Annotated in this window: 12 protein-coding genes, 1 tRNA gene and 2 pseudogenes; 5 read left to right on the plus strand and 10 right to left on the minus strand. The window is 67.0% G+C overall.

The genetic code is table 11. The annotated features are described in order from the left end of the window. Positions 1-45: 45 nt before the first annotated feature. Together ACFWP5_RS18905 and ACFWP5_RS18910 are read left to right on the plus strand one after the other, a co-directional pair. A pseudogene (locus tag ACFWP5_RS18905) lies at positions 46-855 on the plus strand (pyridoxal phosphate-dependent decarboxylase family protein); the annotation flags it as partial. Next, a complete protein-coding gene (locus ACFWP5_RS18910) occupies positions 852-2303 on the plus strand; it encodes a lysine N(6)-hydroxylase/L-ornithine N(5)-oxygenase family protein (protein ID WP_384157274.1) in 1452 nt (483 codons plus the stop codon). The pseudogene ACFWP5_RS18905 and the gene ACFWP5_RS18910, both read left to right, overlap by 4 nt. A 57-nt stretch (positions 2304-2360) precedes the next feature. Here the strand turns inward: ACFWP5_RS18910 and ACFWP5_RS18915 are convergent, their stop codons facing one another. Further along, the gene (locus tag ACFWP5_RS18915; protein ID WP_384157277.1) at positions 2361-4166 is read right to left on the minus strand and encodes a bifunctional metallophosphatase/5'-nucleotidase; all 1806 of its coding nucleotides are present in this window, start codon (positions 4164-4166) and stop codon (positions 2361-2363) included. 138 nt (positions 4167-4304) lie between these two features. On the opposite strand from ACFWP5_RS18915, the gene ACFWP5_RS18920 reads away from it, so the two are divergent. Then, entirely contained in the window at positions 4305-5021 is a 717-nt protein-coding gene (locus ACFWP5_RS18920; RefSeq protein ID WP_384157280.1) for an SIMPL domain-containing protein, read from the plus strand. Positions 5022-5167: 146 nt separating this feature from the next. Next, complete coding sequence (pyk, locus tag ACFWP5_RS18925) at positions 5168-6604, plus strand: pyruvate kinase (protein ID WP_384157283.1); 1437 nt, start codon at positions 5168-5170, stop codon at positions 6602-6604. Between the two features lie 33 nt (positions 6605-6637). Here the strand turns inward: pyk and ACFWP5_RS18930 are convergent, their stop codons facing one another. From ACFWP5_RS18930 to ACFWP5_RS18940, 3 genes and pseudogenes are all read right to left on the minus strand, one after another. Next, a complete protein-coding gene (locus ACFWP5_RS18930; protein WP_384157286.1) occupies positions 6638-8566 on the minus strand; it encodes an alkyl/aryl-sulfatase in 1929 nt (642 codons plus the stop codon). 106 nt (positions 8567-8672) lie between these two features. Further along, a pseudogene (locus ACFWP5_RS18935) lies at positions 8673-9419 on the minus strand (helix-turn-helix domain-containing protein). 107 nt (positions 9420-9526) lie between these two features. After that, positions 9527-9601, minus strand: a tRNA-Leu gene (locus tag ACFWP5_RS18940). Positions 9602-9703: 102 nt separating this feature from the next. Between ACFWP5_RS18940 and ACFWP5_RS18945 the strand changes: the two genes are divergently transcribed. Then, positions 9704-10360, plus strand: coding sequence for an ANTAR domain-containing response regulator (locus ACFWP5_RS18945; RefSeq protein ID WP_384157289.1), 657 nt, complete (start codon positions 9704-9706; stop codon positions 10358-10360). A gap of 98 nt (positions 10361-10458) precedes the next feature. On the opposite strand, the gene ACFWP5_RS18950 is transcribed toward ACFWP5_RS18945, so the two are convergent. The 6 genes from ACFWP5_RS18950 to ACFWP5_RS18975 form a co-directional block, all read right to left on the minus strand. Next, a complete protein-coding gene (locus ACFWP5_RS18950; RefSeq protein ID WP_384157292.1) occupies positions 10459-11175 on the minus strand; it encodes an ABC transporter ATP-binding protein in 717 nt (238 codons plus the stop codon). After that, complete coding sequence (locus ACFWP5_RS18955; protein ID WP_384157294.1) at positions 11172-12017, minus strand: ABC transporter ATP-binding protein; 846 nt, start codon at positions 12015-12017, stop codon at positions 11172-11174. Before ACFWP5_RS18955 ends, ACFWP5_RS18950 begins: the two co-directional genes overlap by 4 nt. A 6-nt stretch (positions 12018-12023) precedes the next feature. Continuing rightward, positions 12024-13907: a branched-chain amino acid ABC transporter permease gene (locus ACFWP5_RS18960; protein ID WP_384157297.1), complete on the minus strand. Its 1884-nt coding sequence runs from the start codon at positions 13905-13907 to the stop codon at positions 12024-12026. 4 nt (positions 13908-13911) lie between these two features. Further along, on the minus strand, positions 13912-14841 hold the full coding sequence (locus ACFWP5_RS18965; RefSeq protein ID WP_384157300.1) for a branched-chain amino acid ABC transporter permease: 930 nt from the start codon (positions 14839-14841) through the stop codon (positions 13912-13914). A 131-nt stretch (positions 14842-14972) separates the two neighbouring features. Further along, positions 14973-16190 (minus strand): branched-chain amino acid ABC transporter substrate-binding protein, encoded by a 1218-nt coding sequence (locus ACFWP5_RS18970; RefSeq protein WP_384157414.1) that lies wholly within the window; start codon positions 16188-16190, stop codon positions 14973-14975. 225 nt (positions 16191-16415) lie between these two features. After that, the coding region (locus tag ACFWP5_RS18975) for a hypothetical protein (RefSeq protein ID WP_384157303.1) at positions 16416-16955 on the minus strand (540 nt) is incomplete at its 5' end.

Raw genomic sequence — 16955 nt, forward strand, 5'->3', positions numbered from 1 at the left:
AGCTACTACTACGCATCGTTCGCTGTGGATTAGTGCCTCGACGTCCTGTCCCACCCGGTCGACGTCCCCCCCCCCGCCGTCAACGTCGACCCCGCCGCCCTCGACGAGGCCCTCACCGCACTGGCGGGCCCCCGCGGCTCCGTCCTGGTCGCCGCCACCGCCGGCACCACCGACGCCGGACTCATCGACCCGCTCCCCGAGATCGCCGGCCTGTGCGCCGCCCACGGCGCCCGCCTCCACATCGACGCCGCCTACGGCGGAGGCCTCGTCTTCAGCGACCGGCACCGCGACAAACTCGCCGGCCTCGACCGCGCCCACACCGTCACCCTCGACCTGCACAAACTCGGCTGGCAACCCGTCGCCGCCGGCCTCCTCGCCGTACGACACCCCCGCGACCTCGCCGCCCTCACCCAGCGCGCCGACTACCTCAACGCCGACGACGACACCGAAGCCGGCCTGCCCGACCTCCTCGGCCGCTCGATGCGCACCACCCGCAGACCCGACGTCCTCAAACTCGCCGTCACCCTGAAAACCCTCGGCCGCACCGGACTCGGCACCCTCGTCGACCAAGTCTGCGCCCGCGCACGGGAGTTCGCCGCCCTCGTGCACAACCACCCCGGCTTCGAGCTCTACGGCCCACCCGTCATCAGCACCGTCCTGTTCCGGCCCGCCGAAGCCACCGACGACGCCGTGGCCGCCGTACGCCGCCAACTCCTCACCGATGGACGGGCCGTCCTCGGCCGGGCCGCACTCGACGGCCGGCTCTGGCTCAAGGCCACCCTCCTCAACCCCCACACCCGGCCCGACGACCTGGCCGCCCTCCTGAAACTGGTGGAAGGACACACCCCCCGATGAACCACCCCCCGACGGGTCACCCCCGGACCCCCAACCCCCCACGCCACGAACCCGAAGCACCCCGCGACCTGGTCGGCATCGGCATCGGACCGTTCAACCTCTCGCTGGCCGCCCTCGCCCACCCCCTTACCGAACTCGACACCGCCTTCTACGAACAGCGTCCCGGCTTCGACTGGCACCCCGGCCTCCTCATCGACGGCGCCACCGTCCAAGTCCCCTTCCTCGCCGACCTGGTGACCCTCGCCGACCCCGCCAGCCCCTGGTCCTTCCTCAACTACCTCAAGGACCGCGACCGGCTCTTCCCCTTCTACTTCGCCGAGCGCTTCCACATCCAGCGCGCCGAGTACGACGCCTACTGCCGCTGGGTCGCCGACAGCCTCCCCGGACTCCACTTCGGCCACCAGGTCGACGCCGTCCGCTTCAACCCCGAACGCGACGTGTTCGAGGTCGACTTCACCCAGCTCGACAGCGACGGGGAGGCCGAGGCCCTCGGGCGGACCTACACCAAGAACATCGTCCTCGGCGTCGGCACCTCCCCCTACGTCCCCGACCCCCTCAAGCCCCTCGTCGAAGCCCCCGGCGTCCCCGTCATCCACGCCGCCGACTACCTCGCCCACCGCGAAACGTTTCTCGCCGCCGAGCACATCACCGTCATCGGCTCAGGACAGACCGGCGCCGAGGTCTTCCTCGACCTGCTCCGCCACCGCCCCGCGGGACACGAGAGACTCCACTGGCTCGGCCGCAGCGAGGCCTTCGCCCCCATGGAGTACTCCAAGCTCGGCCTGGAGCACTTCACCCCCGACTACACCCGCTACTTCCAGGCCCTCGCCGAACCCGTCCGCGACCGCCTCGTCACCGCACAGTGGCAACTCCACAAGGGCATCGACGTCGGCACCATCGCCGCCATCCACGACGAGCTCTACCGCCGTACCCTGCACGGCGGTTGGCCCGACGCCGTCCTCACCCCCGGCGTCCGCGTCCGCACCGCTGGCCGGATCGCGACCACCAAGATCGAACTCCACCTGGAACACCTTCAGCAGAACACCCGCTCCCGCCTCACCACCGACGCCGTCGTCCTCGCCACCGGCTACCGCGAACGCCCCCTCGGCCGCATCCTCGCCGGACTCGACCCCTACATGCGCCGCGACAGCGCCGAACGCCCGCGCGTCGACGACCAGTTCAGGCTCGTCCTCGACCCCTCCGTCACCGGCTCCGGCTGCCAGGTCTACGTCCAGAACGCCGAACTCCACACCCACGGCGTCGGCGCCCCCGACCTCGGCCTCGCCGCCTGGCGCAGCGCCACCATCCTCAACTCCCTTACGGGCAAAGAGCCTTACCCTCTCCCCGGCCGAACCGCCTTCACCACCTTCGGCCTCGACCCCCAGGCCCACATCCCCCCGGCCCGCCAGGCCGCCCGCACCCTCACACCACTCGTAGAAGGACGCTAGGAAGGGGCCCGGCGGCAGCCAGAACCGCCGGACCCCCACCCGAGAAAACCGGAGCCCCTAGAACACCGGCGTCCCGTTCCGCGTCAACTTCCAGTCCACCGACGCGAAGTCGGCCGGATCCAGCACACCCTTCGCGGTCACCCACTCCGCGATCCGCGTCCGGATCTCCGTCGACTCCGACCACACCTGGGTCGCCGACGCCACATGCGGGAACGCACCGCCGCCGTTCGCCCGGTAGTTGTTCACCGCCAGCACGAACTGCTGCGCGTCATCCAGTGCGGCGCCGTTGTAGGTCAGGTTCTTGATCCGCGAACCCACCGCCTGCGCGATGTCGATCTCGTACGAGAACCCCGACACGTAGTCGTAGTTGTAGTCCGGACGGCCACCCGCGTTCGTCAACTTCTCCGTGTCCACGACCGCGTCCGCCGCCGTCTGCACGAAGTACTGCGCCGAGTACTCCAGATACGCCCGCACCTGAGCACCCGTCAGCAACTTCGCCACCAACGTGTTGTCGTACACGTACAGACCCGACAGATCCCGGATCGTCACCTCGCCCGCCGGGATCTGAGACGTCCGCGAGAACGGCGACGCCTGCGCGATCACCGGCAGCGACGCGTACGCCGTCCCCGCCAACGCCGCCTTCACCACGTCCTCCTGGACCTTGGTGATCAGATCGATGATCGGGGCGTCCTTGTACCGCGCGTCGACCGTCGTCAGCGTCGCCGTCGCCGTACCCACCACCTGGTTGACGTACTCCACGACCAGCGCGTGCTCGTCCTTCAGCAACCGCGTGATCTTCGGATCGTCCGCCACCGTCTTCGCGTCCCGCAGCGACGCCGCCACCGACTCGACGGTCCAACGCCCCTTCTCGAAGACCAACTCGAAGTCGAACACGCTCAACCGCTCGGCGTAGCAGAGGGGTTCGGACAGCACGACCGTCTTCCCCGTCGCCGTGTTCGTGACCTTCAACTCCGGGATCTCCACATGCGCGTGCCCCACGAGAATCGCGTCGATCCCCGGCACCTGCTGCGCGACCAGCGCCGCCGAGTTCTCCACATACGGCAGCTGATCACCGTACGACGACGTCCCCGACGACCCGGAGTGCGCCGACACGACGACGACATCCGCCCCCATCGACCGCAGCTTCGGCACCCACTTCGCCGCCTGCTCCTCAAGCCCCGGGAACGTCAACTTCCCCTGCACATACGCCTTGTCCCAGATCGCGATACCGGGGTTGGTGAGGCCGAGCACCGCGACCTTGACCGGCGGAGCACCCGGCACCTGGAACTTCTTGATGAAGTACGGCGGGAACGCCGGCTTCAGCGTCTTCGCGTCCAGCGCGTTCGCGCCAAGGAGCGGGAATCGGCACTGGTCCTCGAACTTCCGCAGCGTCTCGATGCCGTAGTTGAACTCGTGGTTGCCCAGCGCCGCCGCGTCGTAGCCGATCGCGTTCATCGCCTGCGCCATCGGATGCACCGGCCCGCCCTTGGCGGTGATCGGATCCACCTTCGCGAAGTAGTACGTCAGCGGAGTGCCCTGGATCGTGTCGCCCGCGTCCAGCAGCAGCGTGTTCCGCCGCCCCTTCTCCTTGCGGATCTGGTTCACCAGGGTCGACACCCGCGCCAGCCCCATCGCGTTGCCCGCGGTGTCCGAGTACTCCGCGTCCTTGAAGTAGTCCCAGTTGAAGACATGCCCGTGCAGATCCGTCGTGCCCAGCACGGTCAGCGCGTACCGCTTGGGGTGCTTGCCCGGCTTCTTCTTCTCCGCGGCCTGCGCCGCCGGAGCCGCCGCCGCACCGGCCAGCGCGACCCCCGCGCCCGTCACGGCGGACTTCTTCAGGAACTTCCGGCGGTTCAAGGGCATGTCTTGATCTCCTCGGGAAACAGTCAACAACGCGCGTAGATTCTGACCCGTTTCCTACCTGGCGCAACAGCCCCCGCAGGTTTCGATCTGATGACCACCACAAGCTGTGACCCACCGGTGAATGACACAGTGGGACGCATGACCACACTCACAGACGACCCCCAACCCCCCGTCCCCTACGGCACCCCCGACGCCCCCCGCATCGCCGTCCGCGGCGAAGCCCGCCTCGAAGTCGACCCCGAGATCGCCCGCATCGGCATCACCGTCGCCGCCCGCGGCACCGACCGCCGCACCGCCCTCGACGACCTCACCCGCCGCAACGCCACCGTCCTCGACCTCGTCAAAACCTACGGCGATGCCGTCGAACGCCTCGAAACCGGCGGCTTCTCCATCACCCCCGAACTCACCAAACACGGCCGCGGCGAACGCGTCCACCGCTACCACGGCAGAGTCAACGTCACCGCCGAACTCACCGACTTCACCACCCTCGGCGAACTCACCACCCGCCTCGCCGACCTCGAACTCACCCGCGTCGACGGCCCCTGGTGGGCCCTGCGCCCCGACTCACCCGTCCACCGCCAGGCCCGCCAGCAAGCCGTCCACGAAGCCGTCCAACGCGCCCGCGAATACGCCGAAGCACTCGGCACCACCCTCGCCGCCCTCGTCGAACTCGCCGACATCGGCGCCGAGAACGCCCAGACCTACGCCGCACCCCAGAGCCGTATGCGCTCCATGTCCTTCGCCGGCGGAGGAGGCGAGGACACCACCGCCGCACCCCTCGACCTCGAACCCCAACGGCAACACGTCTACGCCCAGGTCAACGCACGCTTCACGATGGCACCCCCACGCCTATGACAGCCATTCCGCAATTCGACCATTCGAACGCTCATTGGAGCAGCCCGCCGCACATTCAAGCCTTGTCAATAACCCTTCACCCAAAGGTTGTTGAGTAGTCATGCACGGCCAATTCCCTACCCGCCGGTAAGGCCTAGGCTCAAACCATGCGCCGAGCAAAAATCGTCTGTACATTGGGCCCCGCCACCGACTCGTACGACCAGATCAAAGCCCTGGTCGAAGCCGGAATGGACGTAGCCCGCTTCAACCTCAGCCACGGCACCCACGCCGAACACGAGGAGCGCTACCAGCGCGTCCGGAAGGCCTCCGAGGAGACCGGCCGCAGCGTCGGAATGCTCGCCGACCTTCAAGGCCCGAAGATCCGACTCGGCCGCTTCACCGAAGGACCCGTACTCCTTGAACGCGGAGACACCTTCACCATCACCGTCGAAGAAGGCGCCGAAGGCGACCGCCAGACCTGCGGCACCACCTACGCCGGCCTCGCCACCGACGTCACCCCCGGCGAACGCATCCTCGTCGACGACGGCAAGGTCTGCCTCGAAGTCACCTCCGTCGACGGCCCCCGCGTCCACACCAAAGTCGTCGAAGGCGGCATGGTCTCCGACCACAAAGGCCTGAACCTCCCCGGAGTCGCCGTGTCCGTCCCGGCCCTCTCCGACAAGGACGAGGCCGACCTCCGCTGGGCGCTGCGCTCCGGCTTCGACGTCATCGCCCTCTCCTTCGTCCGCAGCGGCAAGGACATCGACGACGTCCACCGCATCATGGACGAGGAAGGCCACCGCCTCCCGGTCATCGCCAAGGTCGAAAAACCCCAGGCAGTCGAGGCCATCGACGACATCGTCGCCGCCTTCGACGGCATCATGGTCGCCCGCGGCGACCTCGGCGTGGAAATGCCCCTCGAACAGGTCCCGATCGTCCAGAAGCGCGCGATCAAGCTGGCCAAGCGCAACGCCAAACCGGTCATCGTCGCCACCCAGATGCTCGACTCGATGATCGAGAACTCCCGCCCCACGCGCGCGGAGGCCTCGGACGTCGCCAACGCGATCATCGACGGCACGGACGCCGTGATGCTCTCCGGAGAGACCAGCGTCGGCAAGTACCCCATCGCCACCGTCACCACCATGTCCCGCATCGTCGAAGCGGCCGAAGAGGACATCCTCGCCAAGGGCCTGCCCCCACTGACCGAACGCAACAAACCCCGCACCCAGGGCGGCGCCGTCGCCCGAGCCGCCGCAGAGATGGGCGACTTCCTCGGCGCGAAATACCTCGTCGCCTTCACCCAGTCCGGCGACACCGTCCGCCGCCTCTCCCGCTACCGCTCGCCGATCCCCCTCATGGCCTTCACCCCCGACCCGGCCACCCGCTCCCAACTCAACCTCACCTGGGGCGTGGAGACCATCCTCGGCCCCCACGTCGACTCCACCGACGCCATGGTCGACCAGGTCGACGAACTCCTCCTCAAGCACGGCCGCTGCCAGAAGGGCGACATCGTCGTCATCACGGCCGGCTCGCCCCCCGGAGTCGCCGGCTCGACGAACCTCGTCCGCGTCCACCACATCGGCGAGGACGACAGCCCCAAGTAGCGCCAAGTAGCCCTAAGCGGCGCCGAGTTGCGTCTACGGCGTGACAATCGGCAAGTCCGCCGCAGGAGTCACGATCACCGAGAACAACGTGGTCAGCAACGTGACGTCCCCGGACACCTGAATCGCCCCCAACCCCTTCCCGGCCAGCAACTGCAACAACTGCACCTTGTCCATGGTGAGAGTCAACCCGGCGGAGGGGTCGGGCGAGGCACCCGACGTACGCGTCAACACACCGTGCCTCAACCGCAGATGCCAGTACGTCGACTGCCCCGGCAGATACCAGTCGACGGCGAGATCGAGATCCCACGCCTTCGGCCCATCGACCCGCACCGACATGGCATCAATGAGCTGATCGACCGAGAGAGCCGCCTTCACATCCGTACTGTCGGAAGTCGTCGAAGGCGCCTTCACCCCCTCCCGCAACTCCATCGCACCCGTGAGATAGAAATTCCGCCAGACCGCGTTCTCCGTCGCGTACGCCAGCTTTTCATAGACCTGCGCGAGGAGTTCCTTGGATTTCCGCTGATCGGGCTCGGCGAACACACAATGGTTGAGGAGAGTGGCGGCGAAACGGAGATCGCCGTCGCGGACGAATTCGCGGGCTTTCGACACGGCGGAGGCGATGCCACCCAACGCCGTGATGTATCGCTTCGCCTCCGCAACCGGCGGATGCTCCCAAAGGTGAGCCGGATTGCCGTCGAACCAACCCATGTACCGTTGATAAATACCCTTCACGTTATGGCTGATCGACCCGTAATACCCCCGGTTCGCCCACACCTCCGCAAGCGCAGGCGGCAGTTGGAACTCCTCCGCGATTTCACGGGCCGTGAGACCGGAGTTGAGCATCCGCAGCGTCTGGTCGTGCATGTACGCATACAGATCCCGCTGCGCTTCGAGCAGACCGACGATCTCCTCGTTCCCCCACGTCGGCCAGTGGTGCGACGCGAACGCGACATCGACCTGACCGCCGTACAGCCCGATCGACTCGGTCAGATACGCCGCCCACTCCTTCGCGTCCCGGACCTGGGCGCCGCGCAGCGTGATGATGTTGTGCATCGTGTGCGTGGCGTTCTCGGCCATGCAGACCGCACGGAGATCGGGGAACAGGAAGTTCATCTCGGCGGGCGCCTCCGTCCCCGGCGTCATCTGGAACTCCATGACGACACCGTCGATGGTGAGCCGTTGCCCGGTCGTCGAGACGTACTGAGTGGGTTCGAGGAGCCCGATTGTCCCGGTGGAGATGTTCTGTCCGAGCCCGCAACCGACTTGCGCGGCAGGGCCCTTGGGGAGTCGGGCGCCGTACATGTAGATGGAACGGCGGGTCATCGCCGTCCCTGTGTATACGTTCTCGGAGACGGCGTGCTCCATGAAACCCTCGGGAGCGATGATCGGCACGTCACCGGCACCGTCCGGGAGAACGCCTCGGCAGCCGCCGTAGTGGTCGACGTGCGGGTGGGTGTAGATGAGGCCGGTCACCTCTTTGTCGGCCACGTGGTCGCGGTACAACTTGAGGGCTGCGGCGGCGGTTTCGGCGGAGATCAGCGGGTCGATGACGACGACGCCGGTGTCACCCTCGACGATCGTCATGTTGGAGAGATCGAGTCCGCGAACCTGATAGATCCGGTCCGTGACTTTGAACAGCCCCTGTTTCCGGGCGAGTTGAGACATGCGCCAGAGACTGGCGTTCGCGGTCTTCGGGGCGTTGCCCTTGAGGAAGGCGTAGGCGTCGTTGTCCCAGACGACGTCTCCGGCGGCGTTCTTGACGACGCCGGGTTTCAGGGCGGCGATGAATCCCTTGTCGGCGGCGGTGAAGTCGTCTTTGTTCGAGAGGTTGAGTTCATCCATGTCTGTGTGGCTCTGTTCCTGACCCAGGGCTGCGGCGGATTCCGGGCTCATGGCTACGGCTGCCGCGGCGGCACCGGCGGCGGCCGTGACGAAACCTCGTCTGTTCAGGGGTGTCATGCGGCGAACATCGCGGGTGGGGTTCGGCCAGGTCAACGGTCGCGCGGGGAATTGGGGCAGGTCACAAAGGGGGGTGGGTTCGGTCGTGACGCGTCATGTTGCGGGGTCAGTGATTGGGGCCTACGTGGGTGTCCATGAGGGCGACTGAGGCTTTGCGGGCGACCGAGATGTTGTGAGCGTTCGCCTGCTTCCAGCTGACGCCGACCTTGTCGAGGGTGTCGGTGTCGAGCAGCCTGATGTCCGCGGACAGGTTGGTGAAGAAGTACCGGGGGTATTCGTAGCGTTTTGTCTCACCGCCGACGAGGCGAGTCGTCCAGTTGGTGATACGGCAGCCGTCGGAGTGGACGAGACCCCGGATGAACTCCCAGGGGTGGGCGTCCACGATGTCCTGCTGCCAGGGTTCGAGGGCGATTTTGCGCTTGTGCTTCATGCCGGGGCCGTGCCGGGGGAAGAGGCAGGGCCCGTGCCGGTAGTAACTGGTCACCATTACTTAGCCCTCCTTCTGGAGTGAGTAGACGCCGATGTCTGGGCTCACCTTCGTTATGGCCTCGCGGCACAGTTGGATGAGCCCGGGCCATACGTCGGCGCAGGCGATCCTGAGGTAGTAGCCGGTGCCGCGAGGGTGGGCGCTGACGCAGCCGTCGCCGAGATAGAGGCCCAGGAGATAGGCGTAGGCGTGATTGTCGGCAGGTGGCCCGGGGGCCGGAGTCGCGATGCTGGGCAGCGGTTCGAGTCGGTCCTGCCAGGAGCGGATCGCGGCGCGTGAGATGCCGGTCTCACGACTCACCGAGTTGAGGCTGCGACCCTGCTCGACCAGTGCGAGCGCTCGCTTGCGTGTGCTGATGTCGTACATGCGATCACTCTGTGAGAGTGATCGCGATGACACGCAGCAAAAAGCGGAGAGGCTCACGCGAACGTGAACCTCCGCTTAAAACGCCAGCCTTCGAATCGAAGGAAAAGTGCCCCGGGTGGGACTCGAACCCACACTGGATGCTGTTTGAGAGCACTGCCTGCTGCCGATTGGGCTACCGGGGCCTAACAAATCGAAGGTTTACCTCGACCCGCTGCCCGTCCACCTTATCGCAGCTAGGTAGGCTCTTGTCAGCACTACCCCCGTGCCCTGAACGAGGAGCCCCCGTGACCGCCCCCGAGTCGCCCCAGCCCGTAGACGCGCCCGACGACGACAAGTCGCACGTGCCTCCGCTGACGACCCGTGTCGTCATCGCCGAGGACGAGGCCCTGATCCGGCTCGATCTCAAAGAGATGCTCGAAGAAGAGGGGTACACCGTCGTCGGTGAGGCCGGTGATGGTGAGCAGGCCGTCGAGCTGGCCCGTGAGCACAAGCCCGACCTGGTGATCCTCGACGTGAAGATGCCCAAGCTGGACGGTATCTCCGCCGCCGAGAAGATCGCCGAGGAGTCCATCGCGCCCGTGCTGATGCTCACCGCCTTCTCGCAGCGCGACCTCGTCGAGCGAGCAAGGGACGCCGGTGCCATGGCGTACCTGGTGAAGCCCTTCAGCAAGAGTGACGTTGTGCCGGCGATCGAGATGGCCGTCTCACGGTTCACGGAGCTGAAGCAGCTGGAGCAGGAGGTCGCCGACCTCACGCTGCGTCTGGAGACCCGCAAGCTGGTCGACCGTGCGAAGTCGATCCTGCAGACCGCGTACGGGCTGACCGAGCCGGCCGCGTTCCGTTGGATCCAGAAGACGTCGATGGACCGTCGGATGTCCATGCAGCAGGTCGCCGAGGCGGTCATCCAGGACGCGGACGAGAAGAAGTCCTCGAAGGGCTGACACCCGCCGCGTGCAGCGCACGCGCATACGACGAGGCCCGCGCCCCGAAACAGGGGGCGCGGGCCTCGTCGTAGAGAACGGCGATGGTGACAGTGACCTCAGTCTTCGCCGAGGTATGCCTTCCGTACCGATTCGTCGTGCAGCAGGTCCTCGCCCGTGCCGGAGAGGACGATGTTGCCGACCTCCATGACGTGGCCCTGGTCGGCGAGCGACAGGGCTGCTTGGGCGTTCTGTTCGACGAGGAGGATCGTCGTGCCGGAGGCCTTGAGCTCGATGATCGTTGCCATGATCTTCTGCATCATGATCGGGGAGAGGCCCATGGAGGGCTCGTCGAGCATGAGGAGTTTCGGCTGGGACATGAGGGCTCGGCCCATCGCCAGCATCTGCTGCTCACCGCCGGACAGCGTGCCCGCCGCCTGCTTCTGACGTTCTCCGAGGATGGGGAAGAGGTCGTAGGCGCGCTGGATGTCCTTTTCGATGCCTGCGTTGTCCTTGCGGAGGAAGGCGCCGAGTTGGAGGTTCTCCGCGATGGTGAGGCGGGGGAAGATGTGTCGGCCTTCGGGGGAGTGGGCCAGGCCGAGGGCGACGATCTTGTGGGCGGGGACGCTGTTGAGCGGTTTGCCGTCGAAGGTGATTTTGCCGCCCGAGGGCTGCAGCAGGCCCGAGAGGGTGCGCAGGGTCGTTGTCTTGCCGGCGCCGTTGGTGCCGATGAGGGTGACGACCTGGCCGGCTTCGACGCTGAAGGAGATGCCCTTGACGGCTTCGATCTTGCCGTAGGAGACCCTGAGGTCCTCGACCTCTAGCAGTGCGGTCACTGGGCTTCTCCCTTGGCGCTGGTGGTGCTGGTCGTGCTCTCCGCTTCTGTTTCCCCCTGGGTTTCTTCGGGGGCGCCTTCGAACGGTTCGCCTAGGTAGGCGGCTACGACGCGTTCGTCGGCCTGGACGACGTCGGAGGTGCCTTCGACGAGTTTTTCGCCCTGGACGAGGACGGCGACGCGGTCGCAGAGGTTGAAGATGAAGCGCATGTCGTGCTCGATGACGAGGACGGCGATGCCCTTGTCGCGGATGGCGAAGACCAGCTCTTCGGTCGCCCGCGTCTCTTGGGGGTTCATGCCGGCGGTCGGCTCGTCCAGGAGGAGCAGGCCTGGTTCGGATGCCATGGCCCGGGCGATCTCCAGCTTGCGCTGTTCGCCGTAGGGGAGGTTCCGTGCCAGGTGGTCGCGCTTGTGGGCGAGGCCGATGAACTCCAGGAGTTCCATGGCGCGTTCTTCGCTGGCCTTTTCGGCCTTCTTGAAGCCGGGGCCGCGGAGGAGGGCCGACCAGAGGCCTTCCTTGGTGCGGGTGTGGCGGCCTACGAGCACGTTTTCCAGGACCGTCATGTTGGCGAACAGGCGGATGTTCTGGAAGGTGCGGGCGATGCCTGCCTTGGTGACCAGGTGGGGCTTCGGCGGGAGCACCGTGCCCTTGTAGGAGACCGTGCCCTCGGTGGGGACGTAGAGGCCGGTGAGGCAGTTGAAGAAGGTGGTCTTGCCGGCGCCGTTGGGGCCGATGAGGCCTACGATCTCGCCGGCGTTGACGGTGAAGTCGACGGAGCGGACGGCGGTGAGGCCGCCGAAGCGCATGGTGACGTCACGGGCTTCGAGTACGGGTGTCGTCATGGCTCTCTACGCCCCTGCCTTGGTGATGGCCGGTTCGTCGGTCAGGGTCGTGGTGTCCGGTACGTCGAGTTGGCCGGTCTCGTGGAATTCGAGCTGGCGTCGGCGGTTGGGGATGATTCCTTCGGGGCGGAAGCGCATCAGGAGGATGAGGGCGATGCCGAAGGCGAGGAGTGACTTGTCCTGGAGGGCGACGAGCTTCTCCGGGAGCAGGTAGAGCAGGGCGGCGCCGAGGAAGGGTCCGGAGACGGTGCCCATGCCGCCGAGGACGACGGCGGCCAGCAGGAACGCGGAGTTGGGCGGGGCCGCTCCGGCGAACTGGTACGGGTTCGGCACCACGCTGTAGGTGACGTGGGCGCTGACGGTGCCCGCGAGACCGGCGAGGGTGGCGCCGAGGGCGAAGGCGATCAGCTTGACGCGGAAGCCGTTGATGCCCATGGCGGTGGCGGCGGTCTCGTCCTCGCGGATGGCGATCCAGGAGCGGCCGATGCGGGAGTCGGAGGCGCGGCGGTAGATCGTGACGACGAGCGCGCTGATCAGGACCATGAGGAGGTAGTAGTTGGCGAACCGGCCGATGGTGAATCCGGCGATGTCGTGGTTCTCCCCGAAGTTGAAGCCGAAGAACGACAGGTCGGGGATGGACGGGATGCCGTTGGGGCCGTTGGTGATGTCGGGGCCGGAGACGCCGTCCATGTTGTTGACGGCGATGCGGAAGATCTCTCCGAAGCCGAGGGTCACGATGGCGAGGTAGTCGCCGCGCAGGCGCAGGGTGGGGGCGCCGATGAGGACGCCGAAGACCAGCGATGCGGCCGCACCGGTGAGGGCGGCGGCCCAGAAGGGGAACTGGACGCCGGAGAACTTGGAGAACTCGGAGCCGGAGACCAGGGCGGCGGTGTAGGCGCCGACGCCGAGGAAGGCGACGTAGCCGAGGTCGAGGAGTCCGGCGAGGCCGACGACGATGTTGAGGCCGAGGGCGACGGTGCCGAAGATGAGGATGTTGACGCCGAGGTTGGCGTAGTGGTCGTTGGTCTGGGTGAAGGGGAAGCCGATCGCGGCGACGAAGCCCATGGCGAGGGCGAAGCTGCGGTTGGTGGCGGTGAGGTGGCTGAACCGGTCGAAGAGGCCGGCGCTGTGCAGGGCCCAGGCGGTGAAGACGACGACGATGAGGAAGCCGACGAAGAGTTGGTCCTCGGCGTCGATGCCGTAGGCGAAGACGGTGAGGGCGAGGGCGGCGACGATGGTGATCGTCAGTCGCTGGACCCAGGGTGCGGTGGGTGCGGCGGCGGGGATGGTGTCGGGCTTGCCGATGTAGGCGTTGAGGAACTTGACGCCGGCGAGGATGAGTCGCCACCGGGAGCGGCCGTGGGCGGCGAGGTAGTCGCTGGAGGCTTTCTTCGCCTTCTGGGTCGCGCCTTCGCCGGCGGGCAGGCCGAAGGCGCCGATGACCGTGGCGAGGGAGGCGACTGCGGCGATGAACGCGCCGGGTTCGAGGTTGACGATTCCGCCGAGTTTCACGGTGATCGCGATGACCGTGTACCAGGTGGTGGCGAAGACGCCGAGTGCGGCGAGGAGGGTGGGTCCGGTGGCGCCGGCGGGGGCGAGCCAGCGGAGACCGCGGATGCCGTATCCGGAGAGGGCGAAGAGGACTACGAGGACGCCGCCGACGACGGTGAGCCATTGCAGGCCGCCGGGGTAGCCGTAGACGGTGAGGTCGCCGGGGAAGTCGGCGGTCCAGGTCCAGGCGAGGAAGGCGGAGACGGCGGTGGCGATGCCGGCGCCGAGGGTGAGGGCGCGGGCCGCTGCGGTCGGCATGGGGATGAGGCCCTGGTGCGTGGGCGCGGCCGTGGTGTCGTCGGCGGGCGGGGTGGCCGGGGTCTTGGTCGTCTCGGTCATGTGATCACGCCCTGTCCGCGACGCGTTCGCCGAGCAGGCCTTGTGGCCTGAACAGCAGTACGAGGATGAGGAGACAGAAGGCCCAGACGTTGGCCCAGCTGGAACCGCCGAGCTGCTGCATGCCGGGGATGTGGCTGATGTAGGCGGAGGCGAGGGTCTCGGCGACGCCGAGGACGACTCCGCCGAGCATGGCGCCGTAGATGTTGCCGATGCCGCCCATGACGGCCGCGGTGAAGGCCTTGAGGCCCATCAGGAAGCCCATGCGGTAGTCGATGTTGCCGTACTTGAGGCCGTAGGAGACGGCGGCCACCGCGGCGAAGAAGCCGCCGATCGCGAACGCTATGACGATGATGCGGTTGGTGTCGATGCCCATGAGCTGGGCGGTGTCCGGGTCCTGCGCGGTGGCCTGCATGGCGCGGCCGGTGCGGCTCTTGCGGACGAACCAGGCGAGGCCGGACATGCAGACGATGGCGGCGATGACCAGGAAGATGTCGGCGTCGGAGATGGTGACGGAGCCGATGTCGTGGTTGCCGTCGAGGCTGGGGAAGGAGCGGGCCTTGTCGGCGCCCGGGTAGAAGTTCCGGACGAGTTCCTGGAGTGACAGGGAGAGGCCGATGGCGGTGATGAGGGGGGCCAGCCGTGGTGCTTGCCGCAGGGGGCGGTAGGCGAATCGTTCGGCCCCTACCGCGACGAGGACGGAGACGATTCCGCCGCCGATCAGCATGAGCGGTACGGCGACTACCATCGCGGTGCCGTCGGGCAGGATGTAGGCGTAGACCGTGAGGGCGCCGAAGGCCCCGGTCATGAAGATCTCGCCGTGCGCGAAGTTGATGAGCTGGACGATGCCGTACACCATCGTGTAGCCGATGGCGATCAGCCCGTACATCGAGCCTAGGAGCAGCCCGTTGGCCAGCTGCTGCGGCAGGGTGTTCACCGCGTGGCCTCCATTGTCGCTGGTGGTCGTGTGCACAGATCGCGTGCCTGGGGTGGGGGGTGTGACAACGGGCCGCGCGGTCGGGATCCTCCTTCCGCGCGGCCCGTGGTGCGGTGGTGCTGGAGCTGAGGTCAGCTGCCGTTGAAGGTGCCGGTCTTCACGGCCTTCCACTTGCCGTTCGTGACCTGGTAGACGGTGAGCTGCTTGTTCGTGGTGTCGCCGTACTGGTCGAAGGCGACCTTGCCGGAGATGCCTTCGAAGTCGGACTTCTGTACGGCGGTGACGACCTTGGAGCGGAGGTCGTTGCCGGAGGGCAGCTTGTCGCTGTTGCCGTCCTTGACGGCCTTCACGGCCTTGATGATGGCGCTGGCGGCGTCGTAGGCGTAGGCGCCGTAGGCGCCGTAGTCACCCTTGTAGCCCTTGGCCTTGTAGGTCGCGATGAACTGCTTGGCGGCGGGCAGGGTGTCGGCGGGGACGCCGACGGAGGTGGCGAGGTCGCCCTCGGCGGCCTTGCCGGCGGTCTCGATGTAGGTGGTGGCGAACATGCCGTCACCGCCGAACAGCGGGATCTTGACGCCGGCGCCCTTGAGCTGCTTGGTGATCTTCTCCGACTCGTCGTACTGGCCGCCGTAGTAGAGCAGGTCGGCGCCGGAGTTCTTGATCTTGGTGACGAGGGAGCTGAAGTCCGTGTCGCCGGTGTTGACGTGGTCGGTGCCGGCGATGGAGCCACCGAGCTTCTTGAAGGCGCCGTTGAAGATCCCGGCCAGGCCGGCGCCGTAGGTCTGCTTGTCGTCGACGACGAAGGCCTTCTTCTTCTTGAGGCCGTTGTACGCGTAGTCGGCGGCGAAGGCACCCTGGAGGGCGTCGGTGGTGGCGGTGCGGAAGTACGTCTTGTACGGCCGCGTCTTGTTGGTCGCCCAGTCCTTGCCCTGGGTCAGGGCGGGGTTGGTGTTCGAGGGGGAGATCTCGACCATGTTGGCCGAGGCGAACACCTGCTGCATCGACTGGGCTACGCCGGAGTTCAGCGGGCCGACGGCGCCGACGACGTCGCTCTGGCCGGTGAAGGCGGTGGCGTTGGACTGGCCGGTGGCGGGCTGCGCCTTGTCGTCCAGGGCCTTGACCTTGAACTTGACGCCGGGGACCCAGTTGTTCTTGTTGGCGTCGTCGACGGCGATCTGGACGCCGTACTGGATGCCGAGACCGGTGGTGGAGTTCTCGCCGGACAGCGGGGCGTCGACACCGATGGTCAAGGTGGTCGACCCGCTGTCGCTCTTGCTACCGCTGTCCCGGGAGCCGCAGGCGGTGAGGGTCAGAGCTCCGGTCGTGAGAACGGAGGTCAGTATCACCAAAGAACGCTGTCGCACAATCAGTCCTTTCCGCAGGCACAGTCGCCCCGGTGTGGAGCGGCAAGGTGCTGCGCTGGTACCCAACTCCCGATGGAGCGGTGACTGGCCGTGACTCTAAGCCCGGTCTGTGGGCATGGGCATCGTCGTGCGCTGGCTTGTGACTTTCTTGTTATGACGTGCAGGTTGGCGGGCTTCGTGGAGGGGGGGTCTCGGCCGGTTTGGCGGAATTCAGTCTCGGTCCACATTTTGAGAACCTGCACTTCCGCTTGGCCGTGGGCCTGGCCTGGCGTTTGTCGTGCCGCAGGCCCTGTGGAGGAGCTGGGAAAGGTCCTTGGAGTAGGCGCTGCCGAAGATGAAACTGTGGTGTTGTATTGCGCGCGTGTTACGCAGCGTTACGTCCAGAAAGGCGAGGTCCGCATTCAGGGGCAGTCCCGAACAGTCGGAAACCGAAATCTCCACCGTGACGCGGCGGGTCGCTCCCGTGCGCACGGTGAAGGAGGGAACCGGGACGGCCTGCGCGGTGAGCCCGTCGAAGGCGGCGCCGATGACCCGTACGGCGACGGGGGGTCCGCTGTCGACGGTGACCGCGAAGCGGAAGAAGCCGGTCGTGGTGGGGGTGTCGGTGGTCTGGGCGAGTCCGGTGTAGCGCCATTCGGTGATGTTCGCGGGCCACGGCACGGGCGGGGCGTCCTGCCGCCGGGCGTGGGCGGGCGGCAGGAGGACGGCTCCGACGGCCACGGCGGCGACCGCGCCCGCCGCGAGCACGGC

Origin of the sequence: Streptomyces sp. NPDC058469 (genome assembly GCF_042721125.1) — a bacterium.
In the GTDB taxonomy this organism is placed as follows: Bacteria; Actinomycetota; Actinomycetes; order Streptomycetales; family Streptomycetaceae; genus Streptomyces.

What these genes read in the sequence shown, in the direction of transcription:
- ACFWP5_RS18910 (WP_384157274.1), top strand. Translation starts at nt 852, where the DNA reads ATGAACCACCCCCCGACGGGTCACCCCCGGACCCCCAACCCCCCACGC.
- ACFWP5_RS18915 (WP_384157277.1), bottom strand. Translation starts at nt 4,166, where the DNA reads ATGCCCTTGAACCGCCGGAAGTTCCTGAAGAAGTCCGCCGTGACGGGC.
- ACFWP5_RS18920 (WP_384157280.1), top strand. Translation starts at nt 4,305, where the DNA reads ATGACCACACTCACAGACGACCCCCAACCCCCCGTCCCCTACGGCACC.
- pyk (WP_384157283.1), top strand. Translation starts at nt 5,168, where the DNA reads ATGCGCCGAGCAAAAATCGTCTGTACATTGGGCCCCGCCACCGACTCG.
- ACFWP5_RS18930 (WP_384157286.1), bottom strand. Translation starts at nt 8,566, where the DNA reads ATGACACCCCTGAACAGACGAGGTTTCGTCACGGCCGCCGCCGGTGCC.
- ACFWP5_RS18955 (WP_384157294.1), bottom strand. Translation starts at nt 12,017, where the DNA reads ATGACGACACCCGTACTCGAAGCCCGTGACGTCACCATGCGCTTCGGC.
- ACFWP5_RS18960 (WP_384157297.1), bottom strand. Translation starts at nt 13,907, where the DNA reads ATGACCGAGACGACCAAGACCCCGGCCACCCCGCCCGCCGACGACACC.